Annotated in this window: 22 protein-coding genes and 1 tRNA gene; 5 read left to right on the top strand and 18 right to left on the bottom strand. The window is 27.7% G+C overall.

Going from position 1 to position 23,985, the window contains the following annotated elements:
• Positions 1 to 219 precede the first annotated feature (219 nt).
• Positions 220 to 2,094: an ankyrin repeat domain-containing protein gene (locus tag BMUR_RS03810; RefSeq protein WP_013113279.1), complete on the top strand. Its 1,875-nt coding sequence runs from the start codon at positions 220 to 222 to the stop codon at positions 2,092 to 2,094.
• A 95-nt stretch (positions 2,095 to 2,189) separates the two neighbouring features.
• Here BMUR_RS03810 and BMUR_RS15140 read toward each other — a convergent pair whose 3' ends face one another.
• The 9 genes from BMUR_RS15140 to BMUR_RS14895 all read right to left on the bottom strand — a co-directional run bounded on the left by BMUR_RS15140 (position 2,190) and on the right by BMUR_RS14895 (position 9,515).
• Positions 2,190 to 2,315 carry a hypothetical protein gene (locus BMUR_RS15140; protein ID WP_258074898.1) on the bottom strand — a complete coding sequence of 42 codons (126 nt, stop codon included), beginning with the start codon at positions 2,313 to 2,315 and terminating at the stop codon, positions 2,190 to 2,192.
• A 47-nt stretch (positions 2,316 to 2,362) separates the two neighbouring features.
• Positions 2,363 to 3,955, bottom strand: coding sequence for a hypothetical protein (locus tag BMUR_RS03815; RefSeq protein WP_013113280.1), 1,593 nt, complete (start codon positions 3,953 to 3,955; stop codon positions 2,363 to 2,365).
• A 41-nt stretch (positions 3,956 to 3,996) separates the two neighbouring features.
• Complete coding sequence (locus BMUR_RS03820) at positions 3,997 to 4,959, bottom strand: ABC transporter ATP-binding protein (RefSeq protein WP_013113281.1); 963 nt, start codon at positions 4,957 to 4,959, stop codon at positions 3,997 to 3,999.
• A gap of 52 nt (positions 4,960 to 5,011) precedes the next feature.
• The gene (locus BMUR_RS03825; protein ID WP_013113282.1) at positions 5,012 to 5,989 is read right to left on the bottom strand and encodes an ABC transporter ATP-binding protein; all 978 of its coding nucleotides are present in this window, start codon (positions 5,987 to 5,989) and stop codon (positions 5,012 to 5,014) included.
• Between the two features lie 111 nt (positions 5,990 to 6,100).
• Positions 6,101 to 7,084, bottom strand: a complete 984-nt coding sequence (locus BMUR_RS03830) for an ABC transporter permease (RefSeq protein WP_013113283.1) — start codon at positions 7,082 to 7,084, stop codon at positions 6,101 to 6,103.
• 19 nt (positions 7,085 to 7,103) lie between these two features.
• On the bottom strand, positions 7,104 to 8,024 hold the full coding sequence (locus BMUR_RS03835; RefSeq protein WP_013113284.1) for an ABC transporter permease: 921 nt from the start codon (positions 8,022 to 8,024) through the stop codon (positions 7,104 to 7,106).
• A gap of 572 nt (positions 8,025 to 8,596) precedes the next feature.
• The gene (locus BMUR_RS03840; RefSeq protein WP_244833498.1) at positions 8,597 to 8,911 is read right to left on the bottom strand and encodes an META domain-containing protein; all 315 of its coding nucleotides are present in this window, start codon (positions 8,909 to 8,911) and stop codon (positions 8,597 to 8,599) included.
• A gap of 98 nt (positions 8,912 to 9,009) precedes the next feature.
• Positions 9,010 to 9,258 (bottom strand): hypothetical protein, encoded by a 249-nt coding sequence (locus BMUR_RS14890; protein WP_013113286.1) that lies wholly within the window; start codon positions 9,256 to 9,258, stop codon positions 9,010 to 9,012.
• The gene (locus BMUR_RS14895; protein WP_013113287.1) at positions 9,255 to 9,515 is read right to left on the bottom strand and encodes a hypothetical protein; all 261 of its coding nucleotides are present in this window, start codon (positions 9,513 to 9,515) and stop codon (positions 9,255 to 9,257) included. The genes BMUR_RS14890 and BMUR_RS14895 overlap by 4 nt, the downstream gene beginning before the upstream one ends.
• Before the next feature lie 138 nt (positions 9,516 to 9,653).
• Here BMUR_RS14895 and BMUR_RS03850 point away from each other — a divergent pair, with 138 nt between their 5' ends.
• Positions 9,654 to 11,657, top strand: a complete 2,004-nt coding sequence (locus tag BMUR_RS03850; protein WP_013113288.1) for an FUSC family protein — start codon at positions 9,654 to 9,656, stop codon at positions 11,655 to 11,657.
• 3 nt (positions 11,658 to 11,660) lie between these two features.
• Here the strand turns inward: BMUR_RS03850 and BMUR_RS03855 are convergent, their stop codons facing one another.
• Positions 11,661 to 12,824 carry a DUF6348 family protein gene (locus BMUR_RS03855; RefSeq protein WP_013113289.1) on the bottom strand — a complete coding sequence of 388 codons (1,164 nt, stop codon included), beginning with the start codon at positions 12,822 to 12,824 and terminating at the stop codon, positions 11,661 to 11,663.
• Positions 12,817 to 13,335 (bottom strand): phosphoesterase, encoded by a 519-nt coding sequence (locus tag BMUR_RS03860; protein ID WP_013113290.1) that lies wholly within the window; start codon positions 13,333 to 13,335, stop codon positions 12,817 to 12,819. The genes BMUR_RS03855 and BMUR_RS03860 overlap by 8 nt, the downstream gene beginning before the upstream one ends.
• Positions 13,336 to 13,543: 208 nt before the next feature.
• Between BMUR_RS03860 and BMUR_RS03865 the strand changes: the two genes are divergently transcribed.
• Positions 13,544 to 15,952, top strand: coding sequence for a chemotaxis protein CheA (locus BMUR_RS03865; RefSeq protein ID WP_013113291.1), 2,409 nt, complete (start codon positions 13,544 to 13,546; stop codon positions 15,950 to 15,952).
• Positions 15,953 to 16,027: 75 nt separating this feature from the next.
• Here BMUR_RS03865 and BMUR_RS03870 read toward each other — a convergent pair whose 3' ends face one another.
• Positions 16,028 to 17,455: a 6-phospho-beta-glucosidase gene (locus BMUR_RS03870; protein ID WP_013113292.1), complete on the bottom strand. Its 1,428-nt coding sequence runs from the start codon at positions 17,453 to 17,455 to the stop codon at positions 16,028 to 16,030.
• A gap of 230 nt (positions 17,456 to 17,685) precedes the next feature.
• Between BMUR_RS03870 and celB the strand changes: the two genes are divergently transcribed.
• Positions 17,686 to 19,032 (top strand): PTS cellobiose transporter subunit IIC, encoded by a 1,347-nt coding sequence (celB, locus tag BMUR_RS03875; RefSeq protein WP_013113293.1) that lies wholly within the window; start codon positions 17,686 to 17,688, stop codon positions 19,030 to 19,032.
• A gap of 82 nt (positions 19,033 to 19,114) precedes the next feature.
• Here the strand turns inward: celB and BMUR_RS03880 are convergent, their stop codons facing one another.
• From BMUR_RS03880 to BMUR_RS03905, 6 genes are all read right to left on the bottom strand, one after another.
• A complete protein-coding gene (locus tag BMUR_RS03880) occupies positions 19,115 to 19,405 on the bottom strand; it encodes a putative quinol monooxygenase (protein ID WP_013113294.1) in 291 nt (96 codons plus the stop codon).
• On the bottom strand, positions 19,402 to 20,019 hold the full coding sequence (pth, locus tag BMUR_RS03885) for an aminoacyl-tRNA hydrolase (RefSeq protein ID WP_013113295.1): 618 nt from the start codon (positions 20,017 to 20,019) through the stop codon (positions 19,402 to 19,404). Before pth (BMUR_RS03885) ends, BMUR_RS03880 begins: the two co-directional genes overlap by 4 nt.
• Positions 20,016 to 20,606 carry an aminoacyl-tRNA hydrolase gene (gene pth, locus BMUR_RS03890; RefSeq protein ID WP_013113296.1) on the bottom strand — a complete coding sequence of 197 codons (591 nt, stop codon included), beginning with the start codon at positions 20,604 to 20,606 and terminating at the stop codon, positions 20,016 to 20,018. The genes pth (BMUR_RS03885) and pth (BMUR_RS03890) overlap by 4 nt, the downstream gene beginning before the upstream one ends.
• A gap of 23 nt (positions 20,607 to 20,629) precedes the next feature.
• Positions 20,630 to 21,220, bottom strand: coding sequence for a 50S ribosomal protein L25 (locus tag BMUR_RS03895; RefSeq protein ID WP_013113297.1), 591 nt, complete (start codon positions 21,218 to 21,220; stop codon positions 20,630 to 20,632).
• A 20-nt stretch (positions 21,221 to 21,240) separates the two neighbouring features.
• Entirely contained in the window at positions 21,241 to 22,194 is a 954-nt protein-coding gene (locus tag BMUR_RS03900; protein WP_013113298.1) for a ribose-phosphate diphosphokinase, read from the bottom strand.
• A gap of 25 nt (positions 22,195 to 22,219) precedes the next feature.
• Positions 22,220 to 22,291 (bottom strand) — tRNA-Gln (locus tag BMUR_RS03905).
• Positions 22,292 to 22,499: 208 nt separating this feature from the next.
• Here BMUR_RS03905 and BMUR_RS03910 point away from each other — a divergent pair.
• A complete protein-coding gene (locus BMUR_RS03910; RefSeq protein ID WP_013113299.1) occupies positions 22,500 to 23,951 on the top strand; it encodes an HD-GYP domain-containing protein in 1,452 nt (483 codons plus the stop codon).
• The last annotated feature ends 34 nt before the right edge of the window (positions 23,952 to 23,985 follow it).

Below are 23,985 nucleotides of genomic sequence, written 5' to 3' on the forward strand. Positions count from 1 at the left end.
TTTCAAAAGTACATTTATTAATCATATGTGCTATAAAAAACTAATAATATATTTACAAAAATATAGAAATCATTTAAGTATATAAGTAAATAATTATGTATTTATTTGAATAAGTTTTTTTACTATTTAAACAAAATACATTTTAATTGATATATATAAGTTTATAATGTATAATAATTTTACAAATTTAGAAAAATATTTATGAGGTTTATGAAAAATATGAAAAAAACTATTAGCAGAATAATTATACATTTTACTTTATTAATAATATCATCTTTATTTTTATACTCTTTATACTCAGAAGAATATGATACTAATTTCTATAAAAAACTTTTTGATGCAATGTTTGTAAATGAAGATGAATTAAAAGAAATGGGAAAAGACCCTAAAGAATATATGGAAAACTTGCTAAAAGAGGCAGAAGAAAAATCATTAAAAGAGAAAATGGAACTTTATAAAAAATATAATGTTATAGAAATAGATAGTTTAGAAGATGAATATCAAAGTACTGCAGAAGGTTATGGTAATTTAGAAGATGTTAAGAAGTTTATACAAAAATATGATATAAACGGAGTATATGACGGCTATACTTTGCTTTATACTTATTCAGGATATAGGGGCGAAACTAATATAATAGAGTTCTTAATTGAAAATAATGCTGATATTTATAAAAAATCTATTAATGGTAAAACGCCTCTTTACAGTGCTGTAGATGATTATTTTTATGATGCTGCTGAAGTTATTTTAAAACATTATAAAGACAATGATGATATAAATGATGAGTTTTTGTTAGCTGTTAATAATGAAAATGAGCCTATGTTAAGAATTTTATTAAAAAAGAAATTTTTATTCTTTGGAAATAAATTCAAAATGAATTTAGACAAAGGGCTTGAAATAGCACTTGATAAAGGCAATAAAGATATAGCAGCTGAATTAGTTTTAAGCGGTGCTAAAACTGATAATTTTTTATATTATTTTAAATTGGTATTTGGTAAATATTTAATTTTTATAGCTATTATGATTGCTTTATTTGCTTCTTTTATTTTTGTATATAAAAGAAGATATATTCCTAATATTTATGAAGAGAGTACAATGTTTATAACTTTTAAAGATAAAGTAAACAATATGTATATTTACTGTTATACTTATTATTCTTTCGGACTATTATCTACAATGCTGGGTTTTTTTGGAAATATATTTATAAATAATAATAAGCTAAAAGGATATTATAATATAAACAGTAGTTTAACGGGGAATTATATTGCTATTTATGATTTGTATGATAATAAAAAAAATGATAAGGAATATTTTAGCTGGTATGATGTTGACATAGAAGCAAATGAAAAAGCTATAATAAAATTCGATTGTTCTCTTTATGATTTTATAAAGAGTGATAAAAATGAAATTGAGTATATTGCGGAAATAGCTGACTCTAAAATTATGAATGGAGTTTTTGAAGTAAATAGAAATACTAATGTTAATGTAGAATATTCTAGATTAATGTTTAAAAAGGCTTCAAAAGGTAATCGTTTTATAGGGATGCTTTCCTATTTCTTTAATCTATATCATTTCAATATAAAGAATAAAGATAAAATTAATGCATATATAAACGGAGATAATAAATCGTATTCTGATAAAAAAAATGAATTGGAGATAAATGTTGAACAGATTTTAAAGAAACATGAGAGTATGTCATTAAACGATATTAAAACTAAATATTATGATAAACTTAAAGATTTTTATAATGCTGATAATATAGTATATTTAGATGATAAAACAATATGTGTATATAAAAGATTTGCTAAAATAGAAGCTAATAATAATCTTACAGTAAATAATATATCGCTTATAATTGATTTATATAATGAAAAATTAATAAGCCCTTATTTTAAAGATTTTGTTAATAATGCTGATGAGATATTAAAAAGATATAATACTAATTTTTCTAATAATATAGGCAATTTAATTTTTCTTATAACAGAAGCCGGTATTATATTAATGAAAGATAAGGGGCATAAAAAGATATTTATTTCTTTAGATGATATAAAAGATCATATTAATAAAGATCATTATTTGGCTTATTTGTTTGATTAATTTTTTCGTATACCTAAACAAAATAGTTCGTTAAATTTTAGTTGTTTATGAATGTAATTATAACTTATTAGTTAAAAACTTAGTATTTCATAAACTTATTCGAGTTTATGAAATACTGCTGTGCAAAACCATAGGAGATTTACTTCAGCAGAAAAAGAACTTGTGATAACAAATGCAGTTTCTCTGCTGCCTACAGCACCAAAAACTGGTAATTGCTTCAAATCAATCCATCAAGTATATAAATAATTATTTAAATATTTCACAAAAATTATTTTTCTATATATCTGTATACCTTTAATTTATCATCTCCTGCAATAAGTTCAGCATCATTAGGCAGATTATTTAATATATTATCATAAGGTTTTGATTTACCCGTTGTTTTTAGTCTAACATTTTCAACTTCATAATAGATAAAATATACTAATTTTGAATTATCATCTCTGCTCCAATCTAAATTTGGAAAATAAGCCAGCTTCATATTATCAAAATAATGTTCATCATAAGGTATTATTTTAAAAGCCCTGCCTTCAGCATCTTTAGATATAGCAGTTAATATATTTCTAAATTTTTGCTCTGTATATGGAGCTTCAAATAAATTATAATATCTAGGTAAATGTAAAAATCCCATATTAATACTATTTAATGTAAGAAGTATTATAGAAACCATAAGCAGTTTATTTTTATTTTTTAATAATTCATTAAATAGTATGATTATAGTTATAAAAGAAAAAGCAAATATTCCATATAAGTATCTAAAAGTACCGGGAGCTGATTTAAATATAAAGAATGTAAAACAAGTAGCTGGTATGAATAATAAATAAAATATAAATCCCTCTTTTTCTATAATATTAGCAGAGGTTGTTAATTCAATTTTTCTTGATTTAAACAAAAATATTATAGAATATATAAATGCTGCTAAAGAAATAACTGCAGTAATAGCTAAAAATATCATACCTATAAAGAAAGTATTTTCATTAAACCAAAAATAATTTACAGGTGCAGAATTAGTACCATATAAGACAGAAATCTCATTTGTAGGAAAAATAAGTATCGAATAAACTTGAGGAAGACCTTTAAAACTAGAAGTACTTTGCATATTCAGCATTAAATTAGTATTAAAAAAGCCATTTTTCATTTCTGAAACTAAGTATGGTAAATAAGTTAAAAAAGCTATAAATACGCCAAGCAAATGAGCTTTAATATATTTTAAAGTTCTTTTATATCTGATTATAAGATAAATAATTGTAGTAGGGACAACAGAAAAAAATACAGCAATATGCCCCTGGGCCATTAATGCCTCTATTGGAAAAATCAGCATTGCAGATATAAAAGCTAATTTTTCATTATTATTTGATACATATTCAGAAAATATTATTAAAAGTATAAAAGAAAGCATTAATGGTATATTAGGATTCCAAAAATCATTAGAAGAAAAAATAACATAACCATTAGTAAGTATTAATGCTGATAAAACGGCACATAAATACAGAGAAAACTTTTTATACACCCAAAACAAAAATAAAATAAGTATTATAGTACAAAGTATTATATAAATAATTCTAGCACCTGCAATAGAAGCTCCGCTTAAACTATAGCATAATAGATAAAGTATATAATAAAATCCGCCCGGTATCCTAGCATAACTAGTATTATCAGTAATATGTTCGGGATTCATAAGTCTATTACCAACAACAGGAATAGTTTTATTTTCATAATACTGTTTCATATCATATAAATGGTATATAGGATCTATATAAATAGCTGTTTTGTTAAATGCATAAATGTGTATAAATAACGCTGATATTATTGATATAAAAATTATTATAATAGTCTGTCTGTCTTCATATAATTTATTATCCATATGTGAAGTCTATATTAAAATTTAATAAATATCAAGTATTATTACACCAAATGGCAAGCACAGTAATGCCCGCTTTCTACTTCTCTAAACTCCGGTACTTTCTCAGCACAAACAGCCTCAGCTTTAGGACATCTTGTTCTAAACTTACAGCCTGAAGGAGGATTTATCGGAGAAGGTATTTCCCCAGAAAGTATTATACGTTTTTTAGTCTTTGCAACTGAAGGCTCGGATATTGGTATTGCAGAAATCAAAGACTGTGTGTAAGGGTGTAAAGATTTTGTATATAATGATTCGCTGTCTGTAAGCTCTACAATATTGCCCAAATACATAACACCTATTCTTTTTGATATCTGACGAACTACCGCTAAATCATGAGCTATAAAAAGATAAGTAAGCCCCATATCCTGCTGCATATCATAAAGCATATTGATAATCTGTGCCTGTATTGATACATCTAATGCAGATACCGGCTCATCGCAAACTATAAACTCCGGATTAACCGCTAAAGCTCTTGCTATACCTATACGCTGTCTTTGTCCGCCTGAAAACTCATGAGGGTATCTCTGTGCCTGCTCGGCATTAAGACCTACAAGTTTAAGAAGATTAATAACTTTTTCTCTTCTTTCATTTTTTGTAGAATAAAGTTTATGTACATCAAGAGCTTCACCTATTATATCTTCAACAGTCATACGAGGATTTAAAGAAGCATAAGGGTCTTGGAAAATTATCTGCATCTTTTTAGCATAATTACGGTAGTTTTCATTATTAACCTCTTCTCCGTCAAAAAATATCTTTCCGCTTGTAGGTTTATATAGATGAAGTAAAGTTCTTCCCAAAGTAGTTTTTCCGCTTCCAGATTCTCCAACAAGCCCAAAAGTTTCTCCTTTATTTATAGTAAAAGATACTCCGTCAACAGCCTTTACTGTTTGTATGCTTCTTCCAAAGAATCCGCCTTTTATCTTAAAATGTTGTTTCAAATCTTGTATTTCTATTAAAGGTTTCATAAAAACTCTCTTTTATTGCTTATATTATTTATTTACTATAATTAATCAAAAATTATTTAGGCATCTGATGAAGCCAGCAAGCTGAAAAATGACCTTTCTCAAACTCTGTTACAGGAGGCTTATTATCAATACATACTTTCATACATTCTTCGCATCTGGTACTGAATGGACAGCCAGCTTTCATGTTTAAAAGGTCAATAGGAGTTCCTTCTATAGGAATAAGCCTGTCCTGTTTTATATCAATACGAGGAAGTGATTTCAAAAGCCCCAATGTGTAAGGGTGTTTAGGACGCTCAAATATATCAAAAACTGTTCCGCGTTCTACTATGCCGCCTCCATACATTACTATAATATCATCTGCCATATCAGCAACAATTCCAAAGTCATGCGTAATAAGTATAACAGCCATTTGTATTTTTTTCTGTATATCTTTTATAAGCTCTAGTATCTGTGCCTGTATAGTAACATCAAGTGCAGTAGTAGGCTCATCGGCTATAAGTATTTTAGGACTTCCTGCAAGTGCCATAGCTATCATTATACGCTGACGCATACCGCCTGAAAGCTCATGAGGATACTGCTTTATTCTTCTTCTAGGCTCATTAATACCAACCAATGTAAGAAGTTCAACTATTCTCTCTATGGCATCTGTTTTGCTTATTTTCTGATGCGTAGTTAATGCTTCCATTAATTGATTACCTATAGTGTATACTGGATTAAGACAAGTCATGGGGTCTTGGAAAATCATAGATATTGAGTCGCCTCTGATTTTTTTCTTTTCATGTTCTGAAAGTTTTATTAAATCTCTGCCCTCAAAAAGTATCTCTCCATTCATAATTTTTCCTGGTTCATCAATAAGTCCCATAATAGAATAAGCTGATACGCTCTTACCGCTTCCGGACTCCCCTACTATACCCAAAACTTTAGATTTATCCAAATTATAAGAAATATTATTAACAGCCTTAACCTCTCCAAGAGGCGTAAAGAAAGATACGCTTAAATTTTTTATTTCTAATAAATGACCATTTTCCATATATAAAACTATCCCCTTCATTTATTTACTGATATTTACTAATAATTATATGTTTCCTCTATTACTATTTTATTTATTATTAATTTAATTAAACTATAACAATTTTTATAATTATCTGTTTTTCATTCTAGGGTCTAATGCATCTCTTAATCCGTCTCCAACCAAATTGAAGCAAAGTATTATAATACTTATCAAAGCAGCAGGAAATAGAAGCTGATAAGGATAAGAATAAACACCGCTTACCGCATTAGAAGTAAGAGATCCAAGTGAAACCATAGGGGCACTAACTCCCAAACCTAAGAAACTTAAAAAAGCCTCAACAAATATAGCATTAGGTATCTGAACCATAGCTGAAACTATTATAGCTCCCATAGCATTAGGTATTAAATGCTTGAAAATTATTCTGCTATGAGGAGTACCCAAAGCTCTGGCAGCTGTTACAAACTCCTGCCCCTTTAATGCCAAAATCTGCCCTCTTGTCATTCTAGCCATATTAGTCCAATAAAGCAGAGATATAACTATAAATATACTGAAAAGTCCGGGTCCTAAAAGTCCTATTCCTCTTAATGATTCATTTTGTAAAAATAATTTATCCATAGGAGCTTTGAGTACAACTGATAATAATACAACTACCAAAAGTGTAGGAACAGCACTTATTATATCAACTATACGCATCATAATACTGTCAGTAAGCCCGCCGAAATATCCTGATATAGAACCATAAACTATACCTATTATTACAACTAAAGTAGCTGATACTATACCTATTAAAAGTGAAATTCTAGCTCCTATCATACATCTTACAAGCAAATCTCTTCCCAAAGTATCAGTACCAAATGGGTGTTCAAAAGTAGGAAGGCTATTTTCTACTCCTCTGTTTATCTGAGCATATCCGTATTCTGAAACCATAGGTATAATAATAGAAAGAACTGCTATAATACCAATGACTATAATAGATACTAAAGCAACTCTGTTTTTCTTAAATCTTCTGTATGCATCCTGCCAATATGTTACACTCTCTCTTTTTACTTCAGCCGAAGCCTTTTCTTCATCTGTAGCTTTAACAAATAATGATTTATCCAAACTTTCTTCCATTGTGTATACTCCCCTTATATTAATCCTGTATTTTTATTCTAGGGTCTATAATTCCATATGATAAGTCAACCAAAAAATTCATAGCTATTAAAAAAGCTCCATAGAATATTGTAACACCTAATATTGTAGGATAATCTCTTTGAGTTATGCTTTCAACAAAATATCTTCCAAGTCCGGGTATATTAAATATCTTCTCAACTACAAATGAACCTGTCAATATTGCCGCAGCAAGAGGGCCTATATAAGTAACTATTGGTATAATGGCATTTCTTAAAGCATGCTTAAATATTATTATGCTTCTTGATATACCTTTAGCTCTTGCTGTTTTTATATAGTCCTGATGTATAACATCAAGCATAGAACTTCTCATAAGTCTAGCCATAAAACTTAAAGAACTGAAAGACAAAGCAAAACCCGGCATTATATACTGAGCAAAAGAATCAAATCCGTATGCTGGAAGAAGTCTTAATTTTACAGAAAATACAATAATTGAAACTGTAGCAACTACAAAACTAGGTACTGCTATACCTAAGGTAGCTGCCACCATTACAGCCCTGTCTACAAATTTACCATGCCTTAATGCAGCAACTATTCCAAATAATACCCCTATAGTAGTAGAAATAAACATGCTGAATATTCCGAGTCTAAATGATACTGGAAAAGCTCTTGCAATAGTTCCAGAAACAGACTGTCCTATTTTTGTAAGGGAAGTACCTAAATCGCCTCTTAAAGCATTTTTAAGATAATTTCCATACTGTACTATTTTAGGTTTATCTAGTCCGTATTTTTTATTTAAGTTTTCAAGAGCAACTTTACTAAGAGGCTTTTCTCCTACGAAAGGTCCGCCCGGTACTGTGTGCATCAAAAAGAATGTTATAGTTACTATAACAAAGAGGGTTAAAAGTGATACTAATAATCTTCTAACAACATAAGAAAACATAAAAATACCTTCTTAATTGGGATAATGCAAATAACAAAATTATTATTGACAGTATATTATCTATTAAAATTAAAGTTTTGTCAAACTTTAAATAAAATCAATTTTTAAACAAATTTATATAATAGTATTTTTTTAATCCCCCCATTTATACTTTTTTGTATATTTTTAAATTTTTAATTAGTTTATTGCCTAATCTCAAAATGCAAACCCACACAAGAGTTTATTAAATTTAGCATTTTACACAACGCACGTTTAATCAATTTTTTTATATGATAAAAATCAGAATCACAAATCAATCTATATTTAATAATTTTGCTTAACGTGCGTTACGGATATCATATTTTAAAACTAATTTTATTTATAATTACACACTCTGCATATCTTTAGCATCTGATAAAAATATTTATATGCTAAAATGATAATATAAAAGATTATATTTATAGTTTTCAAACTAAATAATTTTTAAGATAATATATTTAAGAACTATCGCAACTAATCTATTATTAAAAAATTACAGCTGCATATAACTTACAATGTTTTTATATAATAATTACTTAAATTAAATCATAATATTAGTTTATTTCTTCATACATAAGAGGTTCATCTATAAATGTTGTATATATTATAAGTCTGCTTCCGTCTATTTTAAATGAATATGAAGTCTGAAGTATGGATAAATAATCGCCTTCTATTCTTCTTTTTTCTGCAGTATCAGTTTTTCTGGTAGTTTTTATCATGTCTAATGATATTAAATCACCTTCTATTTTACAATTAGCATAATAATCATTTATAACCGACTTACCATACACTCTTCCATCATCTATACTAATAGTTATATTAGCATATGTATACATACTAATTAATTTATATACCTTAATTTTTTTCACTTCATAAGGTTTTTCTGCTATATAAACAGAATTATGAGAACATGATATTAACAGAAAAGCTATTAACAAAATAATATAATATAAAAATCTTCTATGTACTAAAATAAAGTAAGTTCTCCCTCTTTGCTTCCGCCGCCTGTAAGATCTTCAAATGTATCCATACCGCCTGCACTATTATCCATACCGCCTTTAGAATTACCTTTAAGTATATCCTCAAATATCGGAGAACTAATTAATCTAGTATAAGCCTGATTTGAGTTTTTCTCAAACTGTATATTAGGATTTGATTTAATAGCATGAGTTAAAAGCAGTTTAGCAAAACCATTTCTTCTATAAGGATAATTCATATATATATATATTTCAATACACCTTCTTTATTTATATAGTAATAACCATTAATTCTTCCGTCTATGGTTAAAAGTCCTATATTTGTATTGTTAGTATGAATTATTTTATTAAAATAAGCATCAGTATAAACTTCTTCTTTATTATCTTTTATTTTTATATTATGTATAAAATTCTGAAGTTCATTTCTGTATATACTGTTGTATTCGATAACAACCACTGAAGGATATTCTTCATGTTCTATAATTAGAGGCGGCATAATTCACTCCAAGCACTAAAATATATTATTTTAACTATCGGCAATAATTAAGAAATTATATAATTTTTTATTGACTATTTTTATATTTATAATATAGTCTTCTATATAATAATATAATAAAAAATAAAAATAAATTCAATGTTTTTTACAAATAAAAACTTTTATCAAAAACAAAAAGAGATTTTCATAGCTTTTCTAAAAAGAGCTGTAAACTTTGTACCAAGCGTATTAGTTGGAATATTTATACTTGTAATATCATCTAACCTATACGGAAGAGAAAACTCTACCATAGGAATAGTTGCTATTTTTATATGTGCATTTATGAGAGATAGTTTTACAGTATGGTCTTTTCCTGCTGTAGCTTTCAGAGTGCTTCTTTTAGGACTTCTTGCCACTATAGCAGAGCAGAATATTATATTAGTTATATCGCTTAATTTTATAGTACCTTTTTTAATAGTATTTTTACTTTCAGATGACTTTGTACCTAGAAACTATTTTATATACGGTTTTGCTTATGTAATATTTCAGGCATACAATATACCAATATCAAATATACATTTAAGAATGGAAGCTATATTAACTTCGCTTCTTATAGTATTTATATTTTTGGTTATTAATAAATTTATTACAAAACATAAAGTTTCTAATAGTCTAGCCTATAGAAGCATAAAATTGATAAACAAAAAATTAATGCTATTATACAATAAAACTTGCTCTTTAAATAGAAAAGATGAAATATTTTCTATAGTAAATGAATATACTTCGGCTATATATGTAGATTCATTAAAAAGACATGGTATTATGAATAACAGAAACATCAATCACTTTGAAATGGTTTTATTTCTTGAAGACATAAATCAGCTGATACAAAGAGAATATCAGAATATTGATAAACTGACTGACAATGACTGTGAATATTTTAAACATTTATATAATATACTTGAGAAAATAGCGAATTTATTAAAACATGATATATCAAAACATGAGAAAGAATATAATAGTGTAATGAACGCTATGCAGTATTTTAATGACAATTATTCTTTAAGCAATGAAAAAAGTAATTATGAATGGATATATGCTATAAAAAAATTAAAAGATATATTATCAAATATGTTTCAAAATAATAAAGATGACTTGGAAATAGAAAAACTTCTTAATTTAAAATTTATAAGATTAAAAAAAGAATTTAATATTAATAAATCTCATTTCAGATTTTCTTTAAAAATGGGTATAGTAATGTGTATATCATTTACTATCAGATATTTTCTTCCAGATGAAATAGCAGTAAGAGGTTATTGGCTTCCTATACTATCATACATCATGATATATCCATTTTATGAAGAACAGCAGGTTAATCTCAAAATAAATATATTAGGAAATTTTATAGGTGTATTTATATTTGCAGCTGTTTTTAAATATATGCCTTATGAAATGATTATACCTTCTATTGGAATATGTTTTGTACTTTCCTTTGCTTCAATAAATGATTTTTTAAAAAAGATTTACGGAACAATATCGGCTTTAATATCATCTTTTCCTTATATGCCCAAATTAATGTCTGCATCATCAAGAGCTGGATTTATAATAATAGCAGTACTGATAGTATGGGTATTCGATAATTTTCTTATAAAAACTGAAAGTCATAAAGGAATGGTAGATAAAATAAGCGAACTCATAGAAATGGATACTATAATACTTAATCAAATTAAAAAAGCTATAAATAATGAAGAGACTTCACCGTATTTATATGAATGTCTGCTTAAAGCATATATGATTAAAAATAATATTATTATTCATGAAAAAAATCAAACCAGATACAAAGGAACTCCTATAACTGACTCTCTTATAGAAAGCAACAGAAAATTTATAGTAGAAGCCGAACAAATAATATTTCTAATGAAAAAATATAATAGACCTGAAGATAAACATAATATGCTGATATTCACAGAATATATAGCAGGCATATTAGAAAACAGTGCCAAACTATTTAAAAATGAAATAATAGAGTTTAACAGCGGTGAAAATAAAAAGAAAGAAATTATAAAAAATAATTCTTATATTTTCTACAGACTTGAAAACTGCTTTAACTCTATAAATGAAATTAATAATTCTATAAAAAACAATATTGATAATATATTTTAATTTTTATATAAACTGATACTTCTCTGTAAAACTAAAAGTGCATGTTACAAATATATCTTTCATTGCTATGTTAGGTTTATTTTGAATGGTTTCGTATATTGTATTGTATGAACTGCTTATATGAACTAAATCATTAAATGTATCTTTATTAAAAATATTATTAGAAAATCCGTCTATCAAAGCATCTTCTATATGCTTATAGCTTGTAAACTGAGTTTTTAATATTTTGTAAGATTTTTCTCCTATATTAACCTGAGCAATATCATTAAAAACAACTTCTCTAAAAGCATGCTGAGTACATATTTCAGGTACAAAATTAATAATCTCTTCTCTTATATTATTATCAGCTATAATATTAGCTATGCTGTCAATAAACTTCTCATAATCCCCATCAAACTTTTCAAACTCAAGAACATACTCTATAACAAAATATTCAATTTCTTCTCTGCTGTAAGGATATTTAACATATGTAGTATCAGACTGAAGTATGAAGAAAAACTGCTTTATAGAAAAAAACTCCCCATCATTATCCCATTTAATAATCTCATTTTGCACGCAGTTTTCTAATATTTTATTATTAATATTATTAACAGAGCATTCTGCCATAATTTCCCCATCCGGCATTTTGGCTCCATAAGTCTTTATGAAACTCACTCTATTATTAGAAAGTATAAATGGCACCTCTTTTTTTATAGCATTCCATAAAAAACTAGAATATCCGTTATCCTCATCAAAACCTACATATTCATGATAACAGTCTTCTTTATTTTCTATATTTCCAAGCCCTATCATAGGACTTTCACATACTGTAAAAATCTTCTTATTATCAAGTATATAAGTTTCTATTTCATGATGATAAACACCAGACAAAAAGTCGAGTATACCCTGCAAAGCACAATATACAAAATTGTCTGAAGAAAGTGCTATAGCTCTGTATTCATCAGATGCTATACTAGAAGAAGATTCAAAGAATACATTATCAAAAAGAGGAGCTTTTACATAAAAATATATAGTGCATAATATACTGTTTTTCTTTTCTATCTGTACTATTTCAGGCTCAATAGTAATATCATAACTTAATAATCTAATAGAATCTTTTTCTATTAAATTTTTTTCTGTTATAGTTTTATGAAGTCTGTGTAACAGCATATCTTTATAACTATTCATACATCACCATTTTTAATATTTCATCTATGGATATTGGGCTATAATTATGAATATCACATGAAGCGTTAAATGCTCTCTTATGATATTTTTTATCATTATGCCAATGTCCATGTATTAGAACAGTATTATTATAATATCCTTCCCATTCTAATATTGGATAATGAAACAAAACAATATTTTTAATTTTTTTATTATATTCTTCTATATTCAAGAGATGATAATCTTTAATAAATAAAAATAATTTTTTGTCGAACTTATCATTATCTATAAACTTATCATTATTTCCTTTAATAAGATATTTATTTCCATTGAGTATTTTTAAAATATTTGAAGTTTTTATATATCCTTTTTCATTTGAAAAATCGCCTACAATGTATACATCATCTTTATCAGATACTTTTTTATTCCAATTATCTATTAAAATATTATGCATAGAATTACAATCATCAAAAACTTTTTTTCTTGCACTATGCATATAAAAAAAGTGAGTATCGGAAGTAAAATATATCATGTATAATAATATCCGTAAATAAAAACATTATATTAATTAAATATTTATTGTTTTCATTTCTTACATTTTTAATAAAAATATAGACATTTCATAGTTTTTATCATATAATAAATTATTATATTTTCAAGCAAAATATTATTTACTATAGACATTTTTATGTTTTTCCGATAATATATAGTAAGATTTTCAATTTTTACGGGGCGTGTAAATGGATGATTATATAAAAAGTCTGCTTAAAGATTTCTTTGAAGAAGCATTTGAAATGCTTGACAGACTAGAACAAAATATTCTTATTTTAGATAATGAAAGACACAATGTTGATGCCATACAGGAAATATTTAGAGCAGTACATACTTTAAAAGGAAGTGCTGGTGCAGTAGAACTTGTTGAAACACAAAAATACGCCCACAGATTTGAAGACTTACTAGATTTGATAAGAAATAATAAAATAGAAGTAGATGATGCTACGATAGATGTTCTTTTAAAAGGTATAGATATATTAAAAGACCTTATCAATACTGCAAGTGAAGAGGGCGAATATTCAGGCGATATAGAAGCAGAGATAAAAAAGCTGGAAGATTTTAAAAATGCAAAATTAGGCGGTCAGTCCTCTGCCCCTGAAACACCATCATCTAATACTTCTGAAAGTAAAGAGGCTGCTGCTCCAGAATCAGAAAAAAAAGTTAATAAATATGAGCTTTTACCTAATGACAGCGACTTGCTTGGTATAATAAGAGATAATGTTGAAGAGGGCGTAAAGACAAAGTTAGTACATGTAAGTTTTGACCCTGAAAGCCCTATGAGAACTGTTGGAGGTGTTCAGGTATTTGTTGCTCTTAAGGATCTAGGCGAAATAATGGGAAGTATTCCTCCGCTTGAATCTTTGGAAGGCGATGAGTTTTATGAACATGTTACATATATACTTGCCACTATTAATGAAGATAAAACAATAATAGATGCTATTACATTGCCTGATGTTACTAAAGAAATATCTATTGAAGATATTATATTAGAAGAATATGAGAAATTTCTTCAGGAGAAAAATCAAAAAGAAGCAGCACAAAAAGCTAAAGAGGCTGCTGCCCCTTCTGCAAATACTGCAAAAAAACCTGATGCTGCTAAAGGCGGAAAAGATCATAAAGTTGATAGACAAAGCTCTTTTTTAAGGGTTGAAAGCGACAGAATAGATGCTATGATGAATCAGGTTGGAGAGCTTGTAACAAATAAAAGTTCATATGTTCAGTATGATGATGATCTTACTTCATATCAGAAAATCATAGGAAACGGCATTAATGAAGTAAAAAGATACTACAGAGACAGCATTGTTCAGGTACTTAGAAAATTTGAAGAACATATGCAGAAAAAAGAAGCTAAAGAAATCAGAAATACATACATTGACGGATTTAACAATAAATTAAGCGAACTCGTAAAAATGGAAGAAGAGTTTAAAAATACATTAGACAGATTTAGAAACTCTTATCAGCTTCTTACTAGGGTAACTAATGAGCTTCAGGAAACAGTAATGAAAATAAGAATGCTTCCTATAGCTCAAACATTCAATAGATTTCCTCGTCTTATAAGAGATTTGTCAAGAGATTTAGGTAAAGAAGTAAAATTAGAAATGTACGGAGAAGAAACAGAATTAGATAAATCTGTTATTGAGGTATTAGTAGACCCATTAGTACACCTTGTAAGAAATGCTATGGACCATGGTATAGAATCTCCTGAGGACAGAGAAAAAGCTGGAAAGCCTAGAACTGGAACTGTTGTTTTGGGAGCTTCACATGAAGGCAACTTAATCATCATAAAAATATCTGATGACGGAAAGGGAATGATACCGCAGAAGATATTTGAAAGTGCTGTAAAAAAAGGTTTGGTTTCAGCTGATGCTAAACTTTCAGAAAGACAGATGCTTGAATATATATTTGCACCTGGTTTTTCTACTGCCGCTAAAATTACAAATGTATCAGGACGCGGTGTTGGTATGGACGTTGTTAAAAAAAGTCTTGAAAAAATTAATGGTACTATTGGTATAGAAACAGAATGGGGAAAAGGTTCTACTTTCTTTTTAAGAATTCCTCTTACTGTTGCTATTATTCAGGCTCTTATTGTTGATGCAGAAAAAGAATATTATGCCGTTCCTATCAACAGTATATTAGAAACTATAAAAATTGACGTGCAGGATATTCAAGAGCTTGAGGGTATAGAGGTTATTAAAGTAAGAGACGATGTAATAAATGTATTAAGCGTTAAGGAATTATTCAGACTTCCTTCGAGATATAATAATATAAAATCATACTATGCTGTTATACTTTCCTCAGAAGGCAAAAAGGTAGCACTTCTTGTTAACAACCTTATAGGCGAACAGGATATAGTTATAAAAACGCTTAAAGATAATATAACAAAAAGTGAAGGTTTGGCTGGTGCTACTGTATTGGGTGACGGTACGGTAAGTTTTATTTTGGATATTCAAACTATGGTAAGTTTAGGTACTAAGAGAATAATAGAAAGAGGAAAAGTTAATAACAGTTCAAAAACAAATAAAAATGATTTGAGAAGTTTTATAGAAAAATTAAAAAATAATGAAATACCAGAAGTAAATACAAATAAAAAATAATAAATTATTAAAAAATAAAAAGCAAGAAACTATATAAATAGAATCTTGCTTTTTTAATTTTTAAGTTTAACTAATTTATTCTAAATCTTCACCATTACTTTCAATAACTTTTTTATACCAGAAGAAAGATTTTTTTCTGCTTCTTTTTAAAGTGCCGTTGCCAAAATCATCTCTGTCAACATATATAAATCCGTATCTTTTAGACATTTCACCAGTACCAGCAGAAACTAAATCTATAGGTCCCCAAGTTGTATAGCCTATCAAATCTACTCCGTCAATCTCAACAGCGTCTTTCATATTTTTTATATGCTCTCTTAAATAATCTATTCTATAATCATCTTCAACATATCCGTTCTCATCAACTTTATCATAAGCACCGAGTCCGTTTTCAACTATAAACATAGGTTTTTGATATCTGTCATAAATATCATTTAAAGTAACTCTTATACCTAATGGGTCAACAGTCCAGCCCCAATCAGTTTGTTTTAATTCCGGATTTTTTATATCAGCTGCTATATTATCTTTGGGCATAATATATTTAGTTTTATCAGCACTTGCACATCTTGTAGTATAATAAGAGAAAGAGATAAAATCAACAGTATATTTTTCTAAAATTTCTAAATCTTCTTTTTCCATTTTTATATTTAAATTTTCTCTCTCAAATTTTTTCAAAGCATAAGAAGGATATTTTCCTCTTGACTGAACATCAACAAAGAAATACATCTCATCATTTTTTTGCTGAGCAGCTAGTACATCTTCAGGTTTTGAAGAATAAGGATAATAAGTTCCAGCAGCAAGCATACATCCTACTTTATTATTAGGATCAACCTCATGTGCTATTTTAGTAGCTAAAGCACTTGCAACCAATTCATGATGACTCGCCTGATACTTAACCTCTTCTTCATTTTCACCCTCTTCAAAACAAAGTCCTGCTCCCATAAAAGGGGCATGAAGTATCATATTAATTTCATTGAATGTAAGCCAATATTCAACCAATCCTTTATATCTGTTAAATATAGCATTGCAGAGATTTTCATAAAACTTTATGAGCTTTCTGTTTCTCCAGCCGCCGTATTCTTTTATTAGATGCATAGGGCAGTCAAAATGTGTTATTGTTACTAATGGTTTTATATTGTATTTTAAACATTCTTTAAAAACATCTTCATAAAATTTTAATCCTTCTTCATTAGGTTTATCTTCATCACCTTTAGGAAATATTCTGCTCCAAGCAATAGACATACGATAAACACTAAAACCCATTTCCGCAAATAACTTTATATCCTCTTTATAATGAGAATACATATCAATAGCATCTTTTGAAGGATAATAATGCTCCTTATCAAAATCAAACATTTTCATTTTACCAGTAATAACAGCGGCTCTATCTCTGCCATGAGGAGCAACATCAACATTTGCAAGTCCCCTTCCGCCTTTATCAAATCCGCCTTCACATTGATTAGCAGCTGTAGCACCGCCCCATAAAAAACCTTTTCTAAAAGCCATAAATAAACTCCTATTAAAAATAAATTTTATAATAACAGTAATATAGATAATAAAATAATAATATAAATAACTATAAACTCAAACAATAAAATTAGTACATTAATACGGAAATTATTTAATTGGAGTTTTATACTGCATTATGATATTATCATCAATATATAACTAAAATAACAATAATATAGATTATAAATAGTATAAATAGATAGATAAAAAATTAAGGAGACTCTAAAATGAAAGAAAAATTTAATGCTTTTATGGAAAGTAAATTTCTCCCTATTATGTCCAAAGTGGCAGGAAATAGATATCTTAACTGTATTAAAGATGGTTTTGTATTTGCAACGCCTTTCATTATAATAGGTTCATTTGTTTTATTACTTTTTAATTTGCCTCTAAATGATCCTACAAATTTTATGTATTTCAAACCTTATGAAAACTTTGTAAACGCATTTTCTAAACATTATATACAAATATTTAATGTAAGTATGGGAGTAATGTCTTTATTTATATCATTTGGAATAGGATATTCATTAGCCGGATATTATAATATAGATAAACTTACAAACGGATTTTTATCTATGTATTCTTTTTTGCTATTATCAGCAAAATCATTAGCTGTAACTGTAATAGGGGCGGCTTCTCAATTATTGTATGTTGCAGAAGAAACTAATGTAGCTGTATTGGATGCCAGATATATGGATGCTAAAGGTCTTTTTGTAGCTATTATTGCTTCTATATCAGCAGTAGAAATATCAAGATTTTTACTAAACAAAAAAATTATGATTAAACTTCCAGATTCTGTTCCTCCTGCAATATCAAAATCCTTTGAAATTTTAATTCCAGTTGCAGTCATATCTTTCTTATTCCAAACTATAAACTGGATAATACAAAACAGCATGCAGATTATGGTGCCGGATTTAATAATGAAAGTATTACAGCCATTATTAAGTATGTCTGACGGTTTGGTATCTATTATTATTATATTATTATTAGTACATATATTATGGTTCTGCGGTATACATGGGGCAAATGTTGTTCAAGCTATTATTAATCCTATAGTTTTAACTAATTTAGCATTAAACCAAACAGCACTTGCCGCAGGCGAACAAATACCAAAAGTATTTGCAGGAGAGTTTTTAAATAGTTTTGTATATATAGGCGGCTCTGGTGCTACTTTGGGATTATGTATAGCTATGATTATGAGTAAAAGCGAACACCTAAAATATGTAGGAAAACTTTCTATAGTACCCGGATTTTTTAATATCAATGAACCTATTATGTTTGGTGCTCCTATTGTTATGAATCCTATTTTTGTTATACCATTCATTATTACTCCTATTATAAATGCTGTTATATCTTATTCATTTTTGAAATTTAATATAATAAGCAGAATAGTAGGATTGGTGCCTTGGACTACACCTTCTGTATTAGGTTCTTTTATATCTACTAATTTAAACTTTTTAGCACCAGCATTGATAATAGCATTAATTGTATTGGATTATTTTATTTACAAGCCTTTTTTAAATATGTATATAAAAGAGTTAGAAAAAGAAGAGGCATCTAAGCAGCAAAATAACTAATATATTAAAAAACATTGTCTGTATAAAATAAATATATAGACAATGCTTTTTTATTTATGATAACTTTTAATTTTTTAACAAATTAAAAATTTTTTATTTCCTTATATAAAACAGTTTCTTTACCATTTTCTGTAAGTTCAGCTAGTTTAGGTACTATTGACTTGAAATGTTCGGTATTATTATGATTTTCTATAGCTTTCTCATCTTTCCATTCTTCTATAAAAGATAAGTATTTGCCATCTATACTTTCATATAAACTATATGATATGCACCCGTCTTCTTTTCTGCTTTTTTCTATAAGCTCTTTAGCAGTTTCAATAAATTTTTTTTTATTTTCTTCTTTAACAGGATTTTTAGATACTATTTTTATCATGTTTTTATTAACCTAGATTTATTAGAATTATCTTTATTATTGATTTTTTTATTATATTTATTTTGAGCTATTATAGGAGATTCAAATAATGCCGTTTTTACTGCCTCTATAACATTATCAGCAATAACAGTATTTAATTCTTCCATTTCTTTTTTACTAAAATTTGAAAGTACATAATCATTAACTTTTTTACCAGCATTAGGTCTTCCTATACCTATTCTAATTCTAGTAAAATCATCACTATGAAGCTGGGCAATTAAACTCTTTATTCCATTATGCCCTCCTGAACTTCCCCCTTTTTTTATCTTAAAAGTTCCGAAAGGTATATCCATATCATCGTATATTACTATTATATCATCAGTTTTTACATTAAAAAATTTGGATATATAAATGGCAGATTCTCCGGAAAGATTCATAAAAGTCTGAGGCTTAAGCAGTATATATTCTATATCTTTAGATTTTCCTCTTGTATATAAAGACTTCTTTTTATTAGTATCAAAATTAAGAGATAAATTTTCTGCTATTTTATCAATAAGAATAAAACCAACATTATGTCTGTTATTCTTATATTCATCACCGGGATTTCCAAGTCCTATAATTAATTTAGTAATCATGAATATTTCTTTTTTGCCGCCTGAGGAGAATCAAATAAAGCTATACAAGCAGCATCTACAACACTATCAGATATATCTTTAATTTTTTTTCTTTCATCTTTTGAAAAAGGTGCTAAAAGAAAATCGGCTTTTTCCTCATTTTCCGGGCAGGCACCTATTCCAACTCCAATTTTAGTAAAATTATAGCTTTTTAAAGATTCTCTTATACTTTTTATACCATTATGATCTATAGTGTATTCTTCAGTATCTTCTTCTGAATCATCAGTTTTTGAAGGTATAACTCTAAATTCGCCTATTGGCACGCTAGTATCATCATAAATTACGATAATATTTTCAACAGTAATTTTCATAAAGCTAGCCATATAAAGAGCTGCTTCTCCGGAAAGGTTCATAAAAGTAAGAGGCTTTAGAAGTAAATACTCCATTTTACCATGTTTGCCTCTGCCGAAAACTGTTTTTTTCTTTTTGATATCTAATTCAACATTAAGTTTCTTAGCAACTCTATCTAAAATCATATAACCTACATTATGTCTATGATTTTTATATTGTTCGCCCGGGTTGCCAAGTCCCATTACTAATTTCATCATTAAATAGCAATCCTAGACTATAATTATGCCTCAGCACCTTTATTAGCAGCTTCTTCATCTTGAGTAGTAACAACTGTAACAACGGCTTTAGAACCATCGCCAACAGGGTCAACACCTTCTGGGAATTTGATATCACTAATGTGCAAACTATCTCCTACTTTTAATTCACTTACATCAACAATTAATTCTCTAGGTATAGATCCCGGGAAAGCCTTGATAGGCAAACCATATTCAACCTGCTCAAGAGTACCGCCTCCCAAACGTACGCCTTCTGGTATGCCTTCTATATGTATAGGAACATAAGTTTTGATTTTTTTATTTCTATCTATTTCATAGAAGTCTATATGTCTGATACTTCTTTTTATACCATCTATTTGATAATCTTTTACTAATACTTCTCTAGCCTTATCATTTTCTATATCTAAAGTAATTATATCATGCTGACCTGCCAAAGAGAAAACTTTAACAAATTCTTTTAATTCTACAGCTATAGAGTACTGATTTTCTCTTCCATAAAGAGTAGCTAATGCATAGCCTTCATTTCTTAATTTACGGCCGACACTTTTAAATTTTGTATCTCTTTGTAAAGCTTTAATAGTATAATTCTCACTCATGTTTCTTTCCTTATTATATTTTACTTATCAAATAGAACACTTATAGAAAGTTCCATATGTATATGTCTAATAGCATCAGCAATTACAGGGGCTACAGAAAGAACTTCTATTTTGCTTCCTAATCTATCTTTCATAACTTTCAAACTATCTGTAATATAGAGTTTTTCTATATCACTTGCATTAATTCTCTCATAAACATCTCCAGAACATACTGCATGAGTTATAAACACATATATTTTTCTCATGCCTGCTTTTTTAAGAGCCTGCATACTTTTTATGAGAGTACCGCCTGTATCTATTATATCATCTATAATAATGGCATCTTTACCATTAACATCACCTATAATATTCATAACTTCGCATTCATTAGCTCTGTCTCTTCTTTTATCTATTATGGCAATATCAAGGTTAAGCTGTTTAGCTATAGCTCTAGCCCTGCCAACACCGCCTATATCCGGAGATACTATAATAGAATTAGACATATCAAGGTCTTTTCTTATTTTTTCCAAAAACACATTTTTTGAAAGCATATGATCAACTGGTATATCAAAAAAACCCTGTATTTGCGCCGCATGCAAATCAAGAGCTAAAACCCTATGAGCTCCAGCCTCCGATAGCAAATTAGCAACCAATTTAGCAGTTATAGGTACTCTAGGCTCATTCTTTCTATCCTGTCTAGAATAACCGTAATAAGGTATAACAGCCGTAATACGTTTAGCACTAGCTCTTTTTAAGGCATCTATAATACAATAAAGCTCCATCCAGTTCTCACTGCTTGAAGGACGACCTGTAGGCTGTATTATATATGTATCTTTATTCCTTACTGTTTCCTCTATTTGTACAAAAGTCTCACCATCAGCAAATTTACGTATTTCCATATTACCTAGCTTGAGACCGAGATTTTTAACAACATCTTCCGACAATTGAGGATTTGCTGTACCGCTTAATATTAATATTTCGTCTTCTATACCCATATAAATACCATTATAAGTAGAAAAGTTGGGGTGGAAGGATTCGAACCCTCGAATAATTGGACCAAAACCAATTGTCTTACCGCTTGACGACACCCCAGTATCAAATAAATTTAATATATTAAATCTACAAGTGTCATCATTCTACTATATTACAAAAATTTGTCAATACCTTTTTTAACAATATTTGAATTTTTTTATAATTAAAATTTCTAAAATAAAATAGAAAATCATATACAAAAAAGTTGATAAAAAAAATGAAATAGTTTATGATAGTTATCATAATATTGACAAGAGTTATAATTTTTATGAATATTAACTTAGATAAATATATTTTAGTAGATTTAGACTTTATAAAAGATAATAAGGATATTATAAAATTTCATGCTACAGAAATAATATGCACAAATGAAGATAATATATACTTCTCTTTGCCTAATTATAAAATAGATTTATTATTTAATAAAAATTATATCAATATCGATGTTTTTAATAAATTCTATATCACAAAATCATCTAAATATATACTGGATTTAGTAGCTGAACCAAAAAATACTAAAAATTATAAGCAAATTAAAAATATAGATCAATTCCTAAAAGTTTATAAAGACTGTCTTCCAGATAATGAAAAAACTAAAAGAATGGAATATGATATATTAGAGATAATACTTAAAAAAACACCTAAAGAGAGAATTATTTCATTAAAAAATTATTTAGATATATTAAATCAATACTATAATGAAAAATTATATAAAGAATCTGCTGAATATATATTAGATATTATGACAGAGCTTGCATTTATAGAAAGAGTAAATTTAATACATTTAGTAAACGCGGCAAAAGATAGCATAAATCAAATATATTTCGATAATGTTGAATCATATGATACACAATTTATAGCAAACAGCATAATATTATCTGCGGTAAAATTAATAGACAAAATATACCCAAATATTAAAATATTTTATGAATGCGACGCATTTAACTGCAGAAATATTATAGGACATGGAAACAGAATATTTATAATATTTATAGAGTTTTTATTATACTATAATAAGCAAGTAAAAAATAAATTCTCATTAAAAACTATAACAAATTTCAATAAGAAATTTAAAAAATATTATGAAAATGTCTTTAAACATTACAAAATAGAAAAAGATGATATAAAATTCGGGGATATATTTAAAAACGGACTAAAAAAAATATCTATTCAAAACATAGCAACATTCGCAGCCGGAGCATTCTGGCATGATGTTGTAAAAATTAAACAATTAGACTACCTTAATGTAAATAAATCAAAAGAATATACCTTGCAGTCTACATCTCATGCTATTAAAGGTTTTCAATTCTTAAAATTTTTCAGAAATTATAATGATGATATAGCATTAATTGTCGGAACACACCATGAATATTATGGTTATGGTCATAGTATTCTAAAAGGATTGATACAAAAAAATAGAAAAGAAAATAAAACTATAAAACCTTTATGGCTGATATCAAATAACTCGTCTGATATAGAAGCTCTTGACGCTCTAGCATTTTTCCCTGCTAAAGTTTTAGAAATAATAGATTTATATGACACAATAGTAACTCCTCAGAAAAATTATGAAAGAAAAGGAATAACATCTGAAGAAGCTGTAAAACTTATATTTAATAACTATATAAAAGATGAAACTCAAATAGACCCAATTATATTTGAATTATTTATCAATTTCTTATCCGATATAATGAAAGAAGATGTTTCAAATCCGTTTGATTAATATATAAACTCATATTACTTGTTTTTAAACTATT

It is taken from the genome of Brachyspira murdochii DSM 12563, assembly GCF_000092845.1.
GTDB lineage: Bacteria > Spirochaetota > Brachyspiria > Brachyspirales > Brachyspiraceae > Brachyspira > Brachyspira murdochii.

What these genes read in the sequence shown, in the direction of transcription:
- BMUR_RS03810 (WP_013113279.1), top strand. Translation starts at nt 220, where the DNA reads ATGAAAAAAACTATTAGCAGAATAATTATACATTTTACTTTATTAATA.
- BMUR_RS03815 (WP_013113280.1), bottom strand. Translation starts at nt 3,955, where the DNA reads ATGGATAATAAATTATATGAAGACAGACAGACTATTATAATAATTTTT.
- BMUR_RS03820 (WP_013113281.1), bottom strand. Translation starts at nt 4,959, where the DNA reads ATGAAACCTTTAATAGAAATACAAGATTTGAAACAACATTTTAAGATA.
- BMUR_RS03825 (WP_013113282.1), bottom strand. Translation starts at nt 5,989, where the DNA reads ATGGAAAATGGTCATTTATTAGAAATAAAAAATTTAAGCGTATCTTTC.
- BMUR_RS03830 (WP_013113283.1), bottom strand. Translation starts at nt 7,084, where the DNA reads ATGGAAGAAAGTTTGGATAAATCATTATTTGTTAAAGCTACAGATGAA.
- BMUR_RS03835 (WP_013113284.1), bottom strand. Translation starts at nt 8,024, where the DNA reads ATGTTTTCTTATGTTGTTAGAAGATTATTAGTATCACTTTTAACCCTC.
- BMUR_RS14890 (WP_013113286.1), bottom strand. Translation starts at nt 9,258, where the DNA reads ATGAATTATCCTTATAGAAGAAATGGTTTTGCTAAACTGCTTTTAACT.
- BMUR_RS14895 (WP_013113287.1), bottom strand. Translation starts at nt 9,515, where the DNA reads ATGCCGCCTCTAATTATAGAACATGAAGAATATCCTTCAGTGGTTGTT.
- BMUR_RS03850 (WP_013113288.1), top strand. Translation starts at nt 9,654, where the DNA reads ATGTTTTTTACAAATAAAAACTTTTATCAAAAACAAAAAGAGATTTTC.
- BMUR_RS03855 (WP_013113289.1), bottom strand. Translation starts at nt 12,824, where the DNA reads ATGAATAGTTATAAAGATATGCTGTTACACAGACTTCATAAAACTATA.
- BMUR_RS03860 (WP_013113290.1), bottom strand. Translation starts at nt 13,335, where the DNA reads ATGATATATTTTACTTCCGATACTCACTTTTTTTATATGCATAGTGCA.
- BMUR_RS03865 (WP_013113291.1), top strand. Translation starts at nt 13,544, where the DNA reads ATGGATGATTATATAAAAAGTCTGCTTAAAGATTTCTTTGAAGAAGCA.
- BMUR_RS03870 (WP_013113292.1), bottom strand. Translation starts at nt 17,455, where the DNA reads ATGGCTTTTAGAAAAGGTTTTTTATGGGGCGGTGCTACAGCTGCTAAT.
- celB (WP_013113293.1), top strand. Translation starts at nt 17,686, where the DNA reads ATGAAAGAAAAATTTAATGCTTTTATGGAAAGTAAATTTCTCCCTATT.
- BMUR_RS03880 (WP_013113294.1), bottom strand. Translation starts at nt 19,405, where the DNA reads ATGATAAAAATAGTATCTAAAAATCCTGTTAAAGAAGAAAATAAAAAA.
- pth (WP_013113295.1), bottom strand. Translation starts at nt 20,019, where the DNA reads ATGATTACTAAATTAATTATAGGACTTGGAAATCCCGGTGATGAATAT.
- pth (WP_013113296.1), bottom strand. Translation starts at nt 20,606, where the DNA reads ATGATGAAATTAGTAATGGGACTTGGCAACCCGGGCGAACAATATAAA.
- BMUR_RS03895 (WP_013113297.1), bottom strand. Translation starts at nt 21,220, where the DNA reads ATGAGTGAGAATTATACTATTAAAGCTTTACAAAGAGATACAAAATTT.
- BMUR_RS03900 (WP_013113298.1), bottom strand. Translation starts at nt 22,194, where the DNA reads ATGGGTATAGAAGACGAAATATTAATATTAAGCGGTACAGCAAATCCT.
- BMUR_RS03910 (WP_013113299.1), top strand. Translation starts at nt 22,500, where the DNA reads ATGAATATTAACTTAGATAAATATATTTTAGTAGATTTAGACTTTATA.